This window comes from Ferrovibrio sp. GW821-FHT12E11 (assembly GCF_058806975.1).
The window spans coordinates 3,925,516-3,937,917 of record NZ_JBXAQG010000001.1 but is presented as its reverse complement, the minus strand read 5'-3'; the positions used below and the strand labels follow the sequence as shown (position 1 = coordinate 3,937,917).

Below are 12,402 nucleotides of genomic sequence, written 5' to 3'. Positions count from 1 at the left end.
CCGGGCAGAAGGTTATGCTGCGGTTATGCGCAAATCGAAAATGATCCGTCTGGCCCTGCTGGGCACCGTGGGTTTGGTCGGCCTCGCCGGCTGCGACAACAGCGACGATCCGCTGGCCGGTCATGACGTGCTGCGCGACCAGAAAGAATGCGCGACCAAGCCCGATCCCGATGGCTGCCGCACCGCCCTGGCTGACGCCCGGGCCCAGCATCTGCAGACCGCGCCCCGCTTCACCACGCGCGAGGAGTGCGAGGCGCAGTTCGGCCTCAGCAACTGCGGCACCCCCAATCAGGTGCTGGCCGGCGGCAACGACGCCTTCTCGGCCGCCACCCCGGCCGGCGACCCCACCAATAGCACGTCCGGGCAGCCGGCGCCGCTGAACCAGCAGACGCAGCAGGCCAGTTCTGGCGGCATCTTCATGCCCATGCTGATGGGCTACATGATCGGCCGCACGCTCGGCGGCGGGTTCGGCGCCCAGCCGCTGTATCGCGATCCGTCCAATACCGCCTATTCCGGCGGCAAGCCGCTCGGCCAGCTCAGCGCCAACCGCTTCCCCGATGCGCCGGCAGCTTCGCCGAACGCTGTGTCGCGCGGCGGCTTTGGCCGCACCGGCAGCGCCATCTCCTCTTCGGCCGGCTCCTAACACCGATGGAGCGGCTGACGGTCGAGCCGCGCCCCGACTGGCGCGAGCGGGCCGAGAAGATCGGCTTCGAATTCCATACGATCAACGGCGAGCCCTACTGGTGCGAGGACGCCGCCTATCGCTTCACCGCGGCCGAGGTCGATGTGATCGACGATGCGGCCCAGCGGCTGGAGGATATGAGCCTCGAACTGCTCGATGGCATCATCGCCAGGGGCGACTACAGTGCGTTCGGGATTTCGGATCGCGCCTGCAGCCTGGTCGAGGACAGCTGGCGCCGTCAGGACAAGAATCTCTACGGCCGCTTCGACTTCGCCTGGTGCGGCACCAAACCGCCCAAGCTGCTCGAATACAATGCCGACACGCCGACCGCGCTCTATGAAGCCAGCGTCGTGCAGTGGGAATGGCTCGACAGCTACTGCAACCACTGCGACCAGTTCAACGGCATCCATGAGACCCTGATCGAGGCCTGGAAGCATTTCGGCCTCTGGGGCCATCGCGTGCATTTCACCTGCGTGCGCGACCATGCCGAAGACCTCGGCACCACCGAGTATCTGCGCGATACCGCCGTGCAGGCTGGGCTGGACACCGACCGGCTGTTCATCGACGAGATCGGCTGGACCGGCAAGCGCTTCGTCGACCTCGCCGCCAAGCCGATCACCACGCTGTTCAAGCTCTACCCCTGGGAATGGCTGCTGCAGGAAGATTTTTCCGCCAACATCCAGCCCAGCGGCGTCAAGATGATCGAGCCGGCCTGGAAAATGCTGCTCTCCACCAAGGCGATCCTGCCGCTGCTGTGGCAGGCGCATCCCGAGCATGAAAACCTGCTGCCGGCCAGCTTCGATGCCGCCGACATCAAGGGGCCGCGCATTGCCAAACCCTTCTGGGGCCGCGAGGGCGGCGGCATCACGCAGTATGACGCGGCCGGCCAGATCGTGGCGCAGACGCCGGCCAGCGGCGATCCGGCGCCGGAGAAGCTCGTGTATCAGCAGGCCATCGAGATGCCGGCATTCGACGGCTTCTATCCGGTGCTCGGAGTCTGGGTGATCGCCTCGCGCGCCTGCGGGCTCGGCATCCGCGAAGACAAGAGTCCGATTACCCGCAACACCAGCCGCTTCGTGCCGCATCTGTTTGAATAGGGATCATCATCATGATCAGCACCACCTCGCCGAATTTCAGCCGCTACCTGTTCACGCTGCCGGATTTCGCGCTGTATTTCCTCTGCGCACTGATCCTGCTCAGCGCCTTCCTGGTCATCTATACCCGGCTGACGCCACAGCATGAATGGCGGTTGATCCGCGAAGGCAACAGCGCCGCCGCCATCTCGCTGGCCGGTGCGATGATCGGCTTCGTGCTGCCGCTGGGCAGCGCGATCATGAATTCGCTCAGCCTGATGGACATGCTGGTCTGGGGCCTGGTGGCACTCGTTATACAGCTCGGCGCCTTCGGCGTCGCCCGCGCGCTGCTAGCCCACCTGCCCGAGCGCATCAGCAAGGGCGAACTCTCGGCCGGCATCACCGCCGCCACCTTCAGCATCAGCATCGGCGTGCTGAACGCCGCCTGCATGACTTACTAAGGGCCCAGCCGTTTCTGCACGGCGTAGTTATGAATTGCCACGCCTGAGACCGTGAAGTCACGCCGCGCCGTCACCGTGAAACCCTGCTTCAGGAAGAACCGCCGCGCGGCCTCGCTGGCTTCGGAATAGAGCCGGATCAATCCACGCTGCTGCGCTTCCGCTTCCAAGGCTAAATATAGTGCCAGCGCTACACCGGCACCGACAGCCTGCGGCGCGCAGTACAGGTAGTGGATATGGCCATCGGCCTCAAGGTCGGTGAAGCCCAGGAGCAGTCCCGCATCGCCCACGGCCACCAGCGTTAGTCGGCCATCGCTGGCCAAGGTGTCGATGCGTTCCGCCGAGGGTGCAACGGACAGCCAGGCCGCGACCTGCGCTGCGGTATAATCGCGGCTGCCGATCTCAGCGACAGATTCCCTATAGAGAGCAGCGATGGGTGCCGCGTCTTCGGGCCGGTAGCGACGGACCGTTACCGGCACCGCACCAGCCGGCGGTCGCTTTCGATGGTCTCGTCGAAAGCGACCAGCCGCGTCGGCGTGTAATCCAGGATCATCAGCGCCAGCTCGCGGTCGGGCTCGTCCTCGTCGATCAGGATGATGCGGTCGCGGCCGAGGCGGTATTTGCCCTCGCGGGTCTCGCGTTCGTCCAGCGTCGAATGGAACTTGCCATCGGCGCTGAATTCCAGCACCTCGTCCTCGCAGCGGCTCTGGCTCACCGCCCATTTGCCGACGATATTCATGGACTGGGCAAAAGAGTCCGCCGCCGCGCCGGCAATGCACAGCGCGGCGGCGAGTGCGATGATGATTACCCCCCGGCTCATCATCGACTGTCTGCTTAGCGGCCCTTGAGGGCCGAGAGGCCCGGATAGAAAGCCGCAGAATCGAGCTGCTGCTCAATGCGGATCAGCTGGTTGTACTTGGCCATGCGGTCCGAACGGGCCAGCGAGCCGGTCTTGATCTGGCCGCAGTTGGTGGCGACCGCGAGATCGGCAATGGTGCTGTCCTCGGTCTCGCCCGAGCGATGCGACATCACGGCGCGATAGCCGTTCTTGTGCGCGAGCTCGACGGCTTCCAGTGTCTCCGACAGCGTGCCGATCTGGTTCACCTTCACGAGAATGGCGTTGCCGACACCCTGCTTGATGCCATCGGCCAGTCGCTTGGGGTTGGTGACGAACAGATCGTCGCCGACGAGCTGGCACTTGGCGCCGATCACGTCGGTCAGTTCCTTCCAGCCCTTCCAGTCGTCTTCGGCCATGCCGTCCTCGATCGAGACGATCGGATAGTCGCCGGCCAGCTTGGCCCAGTATTTCACCATGTCGGACGGTGACAGCTTCAGATTCTCGCCGTCGAGATGATACTGGCCGTCCTTGAAGAATTCGGTGCTGGCGGCATCCAGCGCGATCATCACATCCTTGCCGGCCTTGTAGCCGGCGGCCTCGATGGCCTGCATGATGAAGTCGAGCGCGCCGCGGGTGCTCGGCAGGTTCGGCGCGAAGCCACCCTCGTCACCCACATTGGTGTTGTGGCCGGCATCCTTCAGCTTCTTCTTCAGCGTATGGAACACCTCGGCACCCATGCGCACGGCCTCGGCCACGCTCTCGGCCGCCACCGGCATGATCATGAATTCCTGCACATCGATGGGATTGTCGGCATGGGCGCCGCCGTTGATGATATTCATCATCGGCACCGGCAGCACATGGGCCGCAGCCCCGCCCACATAGCGATACAGCGGCAGATCGGCTTCGGCCGCCGCCGCCTTGGCCACGGCCATCGAGACGCCCAGAATGGCGTTGGCACCGAGGCGCGCCTTGTTCGGCGTGCCGTCGAGATCGATCATGGTGCGGTCGATGCGCAGCTGCTCGCTGGCCTCGAAGCCGGCCAGCGCGTCATAGAGTTCGGTATTCACGGCTTCGACGGCTTTGAGCACGCCCTTGCCCAGATAGCGCTTCTTGTCGCCGTCGCGCAGTTCGACGGCCTCATGGGCACCGGTTGAGGCGCCCGACGGCACGGCGGCGCGACCCGAAGCGCCGCTCTCCAGCACCACGTCGACCTCGACGGTGGGGTTGCCACGGCTGTCGAGAATTTCGCGCGCCAGGATATCGGTGATGCCGCTCATTACGGGGGTCCTTCTGCAGACGGAAAAGGCAGGAAAAAGGAGGCCAAAGGGATAGCCCGCCGGGGGCCGAGGGGCAAGGCCCGGGGTGTGGCCAGACGGAGGCAGGCTGTGGGTAAAACGGGGCTTTTTCTGCAGCCCTAGCGGTCGGGTGGCCGGATCGTCAGACGCAGATTGCCGGTCGGGGTCGGCTGACTGCGCACGGTGCCGCCGCCAGCATGAGTATTCCCGGCGGAGCCGAACAGCAACGCGTTGGACAAGCTCTGCCGGAATGGCAGCACGCGCCCATCCTCCGGTCCCGACGCTGCGGTATAGATGACCAGATAGCGTGCGGCGATGGCGGGCTCGACCGTGGTTGTCACTTCCAGCCCCGGTCCATCGAGGAATGTTGGCCCGGCGTACCCAAACCGCTCGATCCCGACCGTGAGTACAGGCTGGCGATCCGCGTTCAGAAACAGCAGGGCCGGCTGGAAGACCGGATCAGGCGTGCCGCTGGCCGCAGTGGACAAAAGCCCACGTACGACGATGCGATAGGCCGTGTCCGACACCGGTAGGGCGAAGGCGCTGAAATGGCTCTTGCGGGCGCCGAACTGAAAGACCGGCGACGTCTCCGTGATATCGAAGCAAGCGTCAAAACCGAAGGCTGCGGACTGCACCGGGATATCGGCCAGCGACATGCAGCAGACCGGCGCCGCCTGCAGTCTGGCGAAGGCTTCTCGATTGCCTTCCGTGGTGACGCAGCCGGCCAGAAGGCCGAGCGTCAGAAGCATCGCAGCCCAGTTCCGGCGGGTCATCACTGTCAAGCAGCCGCTCAGTGCTTCGCCTTGGCGAGATGGTCGAATTCGAGCAGCGTCTCCAGCACGCCTTCCATCTGGTCGAAGGGCACCATGTTGGGGCCGTCGGACGGCGCGCTGTCCGGGTCCTTGTGCGTCTCCATGAATACGGCGGCGACGCCGATCGCTACGGCGCCGCGCGCCAGGATCGGCACGAAGCGGCGGTCGCCGCCCGAGCTGGAGCCCTTGCCGCCCGGCTGCTGCACCGAATGCGTGGCGTCGAACACAACAGGGCAGCCGGTCTCGGCCATGATCGGCAGCGCCCGCATGTCGTTGACCAGCGTATTGTACCCAAAAGAGACGCCGCGTTCGCAGAGCAGCACGTTGGGATTGCCGGCATGGTCGAATTTCTCGACGATGTTCTTCATGTCCCAGGGGGCCAGGAACTGGCCCTTCTTCACATTCACCGCCTTGCCGGTCGCCGCCGCGGCCAGCAGCAGGTCGGTCTGACGGCTCAGGAAGGCCGGAATCTGCAGCATGTCGACGCTGTCGGAAACCAGCAGGCACTGTTCCTCGGTATGCACATCGGTCACCACCGGCAGGCCGAGCACGGTGCGGATTTCATCGAAGACCGGCAGCGCATTCTCCAGCCCAAAGCCGCGGTTGCTGCGGATCGAGGTGCGGTTCGCCTTGTCGAACGACGACTTGTAGATGAAGTTGATGCCGAGCTTTCCGGTCAGTTCCTTCAGCGAGCCGGCCATATCGATGGCATGGTCATGACTTTCCATGGCGCAGGGCCCGGCCAACAGCGTGAACGGCAGGTCGTTGCCGATCTCGAAATTGCCGATCCTGATATGGCGGATGGGATTGGGGGCTTCGCTCACGGCCAAAGGCTCCATGACTTAAATAACAACTGTCATGCCCGGGCTTGTCTCGGGCATCCATGCCTTACTTAGGGTCGTTCCATTACAAAGACGTGGATGGCCGGAATCCGGCCATGACACTCTATGGTCAGACCAGTCGCGACTGCTTCAGTGCCGCTTCGATGAAGCTGGCGAACAGCGGATGCGGCTCGAACGGCTTCGACTTCAGCTCCGGATGATACTGCACGCCGATGAACCAGGGGTGGTTGGGGAATTCCACGATCTCGGGCAGCAGGCCGTCGGGCGACATGCCGGAAAAGACCAGGCCGCAGCCTTCCAGCTTGCCGCGATACTTGGTGTTCACTTCATACCGGTGACGATGTCGTTCCGACACGGTCGTGTTGCCATAGACCTCAGCCACGCGGCTGCCGGGCTTCAGCGCTGCATCGTAGGCGCCGAGCCGCATGGTGCCGCCCAGATCGCCGGCCTGGCTGCGCTGCTCCAGTTCGTTGCCGCGCATCCATTCGGTCATCATGCCCACGAGAGGTTCTTTCGCGGGTCCGAATTCGGTGCTGCTGGCGTCTTTCAGGCCGGCGAGATTGCGCGCCGCCTCGATCACCGCCATCTGCATGCCGAAGCAGATGCCGAAATAGGGAATGCGGCGCTCGCGCGCGAAGGTGACGGCGCGGATCTTGCCTTCCGAGCCGCGTTCGCCGAAGCCGCCGGGCACCAGGATGGCATGCACGCCCTCCAGCGCCTGCAGCGCGGTCTCGTCCTTCTCGAATATCTCGGACTCGATCCATTCGATATCGACGCGGGCGTTGTTGGCGATGCCGCCATGCACCAGCGCCTCGGCCAGCGACTTATACGCATCCTTCAGGCCGGTATACTTGCCGACGATGGCGACCTTGACCTTGTTCTCGGGCGCGATCACGCGCTGCACGACATTCTGCCAGCCGCTCAGGTCCGGCGCCTTGCCGGCATCGATGCCAAAGGCTTTCAGCACCTGCACGTCCAGCCCGGCCTCGTGATAGGACAGCGGCGCGGCATAGATGGTGCTGACGTCCAGCGCCTCGATCACGGCCTCTTCGCGCACATTGCAGAACAGCGCCATCTTGCGGCGGTCGCCCTGCGGAATCTCGCGGTCGGCACGGCAGAGCAGGATATCGGGCTGGATGCCGATGGAGCGCAGCTCCTTCACCGAATGCTGGGTCGGCTTGGTCTTCAGCTCGCCGCTGGCGGCAATGAACGGCACCAGCGTGCAATGGATATAAACCGCCTGGCCGCGGCCGGCTTCCAGGCCGAACTGGCGGATGGCTTCCAGGAAGGGCAGGCTTTCGATATCGCCCACCGTGCCGCCGACTTCGACCAGCATGAAGTCAACGCCTTCGCGGTCGTCGGCGATGAAGTCCTTGATGGCGTCGGTGATATGCGGGATCACCTGCACGGTGCCGCCCAGATAGTCGCCGCGGCGTTCCTTGGCGATCACGGTCTGGTAGATGCGGCCGGTGGTGATGTTGTCGGTCTTGCGGCCGGGCACGCCGGTGAAGCGCTCGTAATGGCCGAGATCGAGATCGGTCTCGGCGCCGTCATCGGTGACGAAGACCTCGCCATGCTGATACGGGCTCATGGTGCCCGGATCGACGTTGATATAGGGGTCGAGCTTGCGCAGGCGGACGGTATAGCCGCGCGCCTGCAGCAGGGCGCCGAGCGCCGCCGAAGCGAGACCTTTTCCGAGGGAGGAGACCACGCCGCCGGTGATGAAGATGTACCGCGTCATGGGAGACCTGTCTAACCTATCCATCCGACACAAAAAAGGGTCCGTTCGCGCCGACTCGCGCGATTTCACAAAGACGAAAAGAGTCTTTCAGTTCAGGCGATTAGAAACGCTTACTGCGACAGCGGCACGGCCGGCTTGGGGGCTTCGGCCGGGGCCGCGGTGGCCGGCCCGTCGAGAATCGAGCGCGGCTTGGAGTGACCGCCGGCGAGAATCGCCAGCGTGATGCTGGTGATGAAGAACAGCACCGCCAGAATCGCCGTGGTACGGGTCAGCAGGTTGGCCGAGCCGCGCGCGGTCATGAACCCGCCGCCGCCACCGCCGCCCATGCCCAGCGCGCCGCCTTCCGACCGCTGCACCAGAATGACGCCGATCAGCGCCAGGGCCAGCAGGATATGCACCACCAGAAGGAAGGTCATCATGGGTCGAATCTCTCCAAAGTCCGGGGGCTTTTACACCCTCCCCTCAGATAGGGAAAGACCCTGCCGCCGCAAAGGGATCGGGGAATTGACTTTGGGCAAATGTTCCTATAATGTTCACGATTGCCTTGTCCCTGTCGATCCACCGCCCGGTCCTACAACGCCTTGAGGCGCAATGGAGAAGTATTGGCCGGGCCTGACGCCTCAATCGGATTGAAGCGGCCCGCACGAAATAAGACCGAATAAGCCGCAATAAGGATCGAATAAGCCCGGATAAGACTCAAATAAGGAGAAATAAGACTCGAATAAGCGCGAATAGCGCCAGCCAAGACTGCTTCAGCGGGCGGTTCAGCGCTCCGGGAGGCCCGGATCGTCATACGCGTGTGTGCAGCCCCAGGGGTCGGTGACCTGCCAGGACCCATCCGCCTGCGGCTCGATATATGCCGGCCCGACCGGCACTTTGCCGTGGCCGCCGGGGATGTCGAGGATATAGGTCGGCTGCAGCAGGCCCGAAGTATGGCCGCGCAGCCGGCGCATGAGCTGCTGGCCCTCTTCCAGGCTGAGCCGGAAATGGCTGGTGCCGCGGGCCAGGTCGCCGTGATGCAGGTAATGCGGCTTGATGCGGTTGGCGACCATGGCGCGGAACAGGTCGGTCAGCGCCGCCGGGCTGTCGTTGACGCCGCGCAGCAGCACGGATTGCCCCAGCATCGGCACGCCGGCGTCGACCAGTCTGCGGATCGCATCCCTGGCCTCGCTAACGAATTCGCGCGCATGGTTGGCATGCAGCAGCAGCCACACGGCCTTGTCGCTGCTTTTCAGCGCGTCGATCATCGCGTCGTTGATGCGGGCGGGATCGACCACCGGCACGCGGCTGTGGATGCGGATGACACCCAGATGCGGAATGGCGTTGAGTTTGGCGATCACCTCTTTCAGGCGGCGCGGCGCCACGATCAGCGGATCGCCGCCGGTGAGGATGACCTCCCAGATGGCTGGATGCTGCGCGATATAGTCGATGGCGGCATCGAGCTGGTCGGTGTTCAGGCCCTTCGAGCCTGGCCCCACCATCTCGCGGCGGAAACAGAAGCGGCAGTAGACCGGACAGACATTGACCAGCTTGAGCAGCACGCGGTCGGGATAGCGATGCACGATGCCGGCTACCGGACTGTGGGCGTCATCGCCGATCGGATCGCCGCGCTCGTGGTCGTGAATCGCCAGCTCGGCCGCATCGGGCAGAAACTGCCGCGCGATCGGGTCTTTCGGATCGGAAGCGTCGATTAAAGACTGAATATGCGGCGTGACGGCCACGGCGAACTGTTCGGCCACCTGTTTCAGGGCCGCGATCTGTCCGTCGCTGTCGCGTTCCACCTTGCCCATGAGGGTTTACTTGAAGCCTTTCGCCTCGATGATCGGCCAGAAATCCGCGGCCTTCAGGCTAGCGCCGCCGACCAGCGCGCCGTCGACATCGGCCACGGCCATCAGGGCCTTCGCATTGTCGGGCTTGACCGAGCCCCCGTAGAGCAGGCGGAAACCGTCGCCGCTATCGAAGCGCGCCTTCAGATGCTGGCGCATCGCTGCATGCACCTCGGCCACCTGGGCCTCGGTCGGCGTGCGGCCGGTACCGATGGCCCAGACCGGCTCGTAGGCGATCACGGTATTCGCAGCCGTGGCGCCATCGGGCAGCGAGCCATGCAGCTGCGCCGAAACCACCTTCAGCGTCTCGCCCGCGTCGCGCTGCGCCAGCGTCTCGCCCAGGCAGATGATGGCCACCAGGCCGGCACGATGGACGGCCTCGGCCTTGGCCCGCACCTGGGCATCGGTCTCGCCATGATCGGCGCGGCGTTCGGAATGGCCGACGATCACCAGACTGGCGCCGGCATCCTTCAGCATCTCGGCGCTGATATCGCCGGTATGGGCGCCGCCGGATTTGGCGTGGCAGTCCTGGCCGCCGACCATGATGCCGACATCTTTCGCCGCCGCCGCCATCGCCGCCACCAGGGTCGCCGGCGGGCAGAGGCCCAGTTCGGCCTGCGGCGCCTGTGCCTTGATGCGGCCGGCCAGAGCGGCGACCTCGCCAAGACTGGCGGCCAGGCCGTTCATTTTCCAGTTGCCGACGATCAGGGGGCGTCGCGCCGCCATGGGGGACCTCGTATGCCGCTAAAGGATGCAGGGTGAAAAGCCCGGGTTTCGTAGCAAGTTCCGCCCGGAAAGGCAAAGCCGGCGCCTTGCCGCCCCCGGGCCCGGGCTTTAGTATGCGCGCCCACCCGCCCGGGGTCATGTGATCTGGCGGGAGCCTTTGTTTCGCTTCACTTTTTTGGGTGTTTTATGCTGCAGCAGATGCGTTCCGGCGCGGCCTCCTGGATTGCCAAGGGTCTGATGGTGCTCCTTATCTTCAGCTTCGGCATCTGGGGCGTGGCCGACTATGTCGGCGGCTTCGGCGGCAGCGGCGATGTCGCCAAGGTCGGCAGCACCGCCATCGGCCAGGGCGAATTCGCCGAGGCCTTCCGCCGCGAGGTGAGCAATCTGCGGCGCCGCTTCGGCAACGCCTTCTCCGCCGACCAGGCCCGCCAGCTCGGCCTCGACGAGACCGTGCTGAACCGTCTGGTGGAAGACAAGCTCTATGTGCAGGCGGCCAAGGGCATGGGTATCCAGGTCACCGACCAGCAGGTGCGCGAGATGATCATCGCCGCGCCGGCCTTCAAGGGCATGGCCGGCCAGTTCGACCGCATGGCGTTCGAGACCTATCTGCGCAACGAAGGCTACAGCGAAGGCATGCTGGTGGCGCTGCTGCGCGACGACATCGCGCGCACCCAGCTGGTCGGCAGCCTGTTCGGCAGCGTGACCACCGTGCCAAAGCCCATGGTCGACGCCGTGCTCGCCTATCGCCTGGAACGCCGCCTGGCCGAATATGCCGTGATCGACGCCGCCAAGCTGCCGGCCCCGCCGGTGCCGACCGATGCCCAGGTGGACGAATACTATAAGGCCAATCCCGTCGCCTATACCGCAGCCGAGCGCCGCAGCGTCAGCTGGATTGCCCTCGATGCCGCCCAGCGCGCCAGCCAGATGGCGGTGAGCGACGCCGAGATCCGCGAAGAATACGACGCCAACAGCCGCGCCTATGTCACGGCGGAAAAGCGCGCCGTCGAGCAGGTGGTGTTCGCCACCGAAGCCGAGGCGAAAGCCGCCGCCGAGGCCATTTCCAAGGGCGAGAGCTTTGCCGCCATGGCCGAACGGCTGCTGAAGCTGAAGCCCGATGATCTCAAGCTCGGCACGGTCACGCGCGAAGAGCTGCCGGCCGGCATCGCCAATGCCGCTTTCGCCCTGCCTAAGGACAAGGTGAGCGATCCGGTGCAGTCGGCCTTCGGTTTCCATCTGCTGCGCATCACCGACATCCAGCCCGGCAGCACCCGCAGCCTGGAGGAAGCCAAGGCCGAGCTGCAGCAGCAGATCGCCCTGCGCAAGGCGCTTGAAGGCATGGTCAAGCTGCGCCAGCAGATCGACGACCAGATCGCCGGCGGTGCCACGCTGGAGGAAATTGCCAAGGCGCAGAGCCTGACGCTGCAGCAGGCGGCCGATATCGACAACCAGGGGCAGGATATGGCCGGCAAGCCGGTGGCCGCCCTGCCCAAGCTGCCGGCCTTCTTCACCGATGCCTTTGAACTGGGCCCGGATGCCGAACCGCATATTCTGGACAGCGAAACTGGCCTCATCGTGCTGAAGGTTACCGAGGTCAAGCCGGCCGCCCTGAAGCCGCTGGACGCCGTGAAGGCTGACGTGGTTGCGGCCCTGGAGCAGCGCGCCCGCAGCACTGCGGCCGAAGATCGCGCCAAGCAGATCGCCGAACGCCTGCGCGCCGGCGGTGACCTGGCCAAGGAAGCCGCCAGCATCGGCGCCACCGTGCAGCTGAGCGCGCCGCTGACCCGGGGCCAGCCGGCAGAACGCAATTTCTCGCCGGTGATCAATGGGGCACTGTTCAACGCCAAGGTCGGCGAGGTCGTCACTGGTCCGGCCGCGACAGCCGGTCCGAGCGGCGGGGCCAATGCCATCGTCGCCCGCCTCACCCGCATCGAGCCGGCCGATGCGGCCTCGATTGCACGGCAGCAGGACCAGACGGCACAGCAACTCGCCGGCGGCGTGGCGCAGGACCTGGTGCAGCAGTATCGCCTGACCCTGCAGAAAGAGATCGGCGTGACCGTGAATGCCGCGGCCCGCGCCCGCGCGATCAGCGCCGGCGAGCAGTAAGCCCCA

General features: G+C 65.0%; 13 protein-coding genes. 4 read left to right on the top strand and 9 right to left on the bottom strand.

Translation table 11 applies throughout. The annotated features are described in order from the left end of the window. The first annotated feature begins 25 nt into the window (after nucleotides 1–25). Genes AC1ROT_RS19600 through AC1ROT_RS19590 form a run of 3 tightly spaced genes read left to right on the top strand, consistent with a single transcriptional unit; the run spans nucleotide 26 to nucleotide 2,216 of the window. Complete coding sequence (locus AC1ROT_RS19600; protein WP_493001027.1) at nucleotides 26–643, top strand: DUF1190 domain-containing protein; 618 nt, start codon at nucleotides 26–28, stop codon at nucleotides 641–643. 5 nt (nucleotides 644–648) lie between these two features. Beyond that, the gene (locus AC1ROT_RS19595; RefSeq protein ID WP_492970858.1) at nucleotides 649–1,779 is read left to right on the top strand and encodes a glutathionylspermidine synthase family protein; all 1,131 of its coding nucleotides are present in this window, start codon (nucleotides 649–651) and stop codon (nucleotides 1,777–1,779) included. An 11-nt stretch (nucleotides 1,780–1,790) separates the two neighbouring features. Further along, nucleotides 1,791–2,216 carry a DUF350 domain-containing protein gene (locus tag AC1ROT_RS19590; protein ID WP_493001025.1) on the top strand — a complete coding sequence of 142 codons (426 nt, stop codon included), beginning with the start codon at nucleotides 1,791–1,793 and terminating at the stop codon, nucleotides 2,214–2,216. Here the strand turns inward: AC1ROT_RS19590 and AC1ROT_RS19585 are convergent. The 9 genes from AC1ROT_RS19585 to tpiA all read right to left on the bottom strand — a co-directional run bounded on the left by AC1ROT_RS19585 (nucleotide 2,213) and on the right by tpiA (nucleotide 10,293). Next, the gene (locus AC1ROT_RS19585) at nucleotides 2,213–2,692 is read right to left on the bottom strand and encodes a GNAT family N-acetyltransferase (protein WP_493001023.1); all 480 of its coding nucleotides are present in this window, start codon (nucleotides 2,690–2,692) and stop codon (nucleotides 2,213–2,215) included. The genes AC1ROT_RS19590 and AC1ROT_RS19585 overlap by 4 nt on opposite strands. After that, nucleotides 2,683–3,036 (bottom strand): hypothetical protein, encoded by a 354-nt coding sequence (locus AC1ROT_RS19580; protein WP_492970861.1) that lies wholly within the window; start codon nucleotides 3,034–3,036, stop codon nucleotides 2,683–2,685. Before AC1ROT_RS19580 ends, AC1ROT_RS19585 begins: the two co-directional genes overlap by 10 nt. An 11-nt stretch (nucleotides 3,037–3,047) precedes the next feature. Continuing rightward, nucleotides 3,048–4,328 (bottom strand): phosphopyruvate hydratase, encoded by a 1,281-nt coding sequence (gene eno, locus AC1ROT_RS19575; RefSeq protein WP_493001021.1) that lies wholly within the window; start codon nucleotides 4,326–4,328, stop codon nucleotides 3,048–3,050. Nucleotides 4,329–4,465: 137 nt separating this feature from the next. Continuing rightward, a complete protein-coding gene (locus tag AC1ROT_RS19570; RefSeq protein ID WP_493001019.1) occupies nucleotides 4,466–5,095 on the bottom strand; it encodes a MalM family protein in 630 nt (209 codons plus the stop codon). 41 nt (nucleotides 5,096–5,136) lie between these two features. After that, nucleotides 5,137–5,982 carry a 3-deoxy-8-phosphooctulonate synthase gene (gene kdsA / locus AC1ROT_RS19565; protein ID WP_493001017.1) on the bottom strand — a complete coding sequence of 282 codons (846 nt, stop codon included), beginning with the start codon at nucleotides 5,980–5,982 and terminating at the stop codon, nucleotides 5,137–5,139. Between the two features lie 127 nt (nucleotides 5,983–6,109). Beyond that, the gene (gene pyrG / locus AC1ROT_RS19560) at nucleotides 6,110–7,741 is read right to left on the bottom strand and encodes a CTP synthase (protein ID WP_492970867.1); all 1,632 of its coding nucleotides are present in this window, start codon (nucleotides 7,739–7,741) and stop codon (nucleotides 6,110–6,112) included. Between the two features lie 110 nt (nucleotides 7,742–7,851). Further along, the gene (gene secG, locus AC1ROT_RS19555; protein ID WP_493001015.1) at nucleotides 7,852–8,160 is read right to left on the bottom strand and encodes a preprotein translocase subunit SecG; all 309 of its coding nucleotides are present in this window, start codon (nucleotides 8,158–8,160) and stop codon (nucleotides 7,852–7,854) included. Between the two features lie 345 nt (nucleotides 8,161–8,505). Further along, nucleotides 8,506–9,531, bottom strand: a complete 1,026-nt coding sequence (locus AC1ROT_RS19550) for a lysine-2,3-aminomutase-like protein (protein WP_493001013.1) — start codon at nucleotides 9,529–9,531, stop codon at nucleotides 8,506–8,508. A gap of 6 nt (nucleotides 9,532–9,537) precedes the next feature. Continuing rightward, complete coding sequence (tpiA, locus tag AC1ROT_RS19545) at nucleotides 9,538–10,293, bottom strand: triose-phosphate isomerase (protein WP_493001009.1); 756 nt, start codon at nucleotides 10,291–10,293, stop codon at nucleotides 9,538–9,540. Nucleotides 10,294–10,479: 186 nt separating this feature from the next. Here tpiA and AC1ROT_RS19540 point away from each other — a divergent pair, with 186 nt between their 5' ends. Next, entirely contained in the window at nucleotides 10,480–12,396 is a 1,917-nt protein-coding gene (locus AC1ROT_RS19540) for a SurA N-terminal domain-containing protein (protein ID WP_493001007.1), read from the top strand. Nucleotides 12,397–12,402 lie beyond the last annotated feature (6 nt).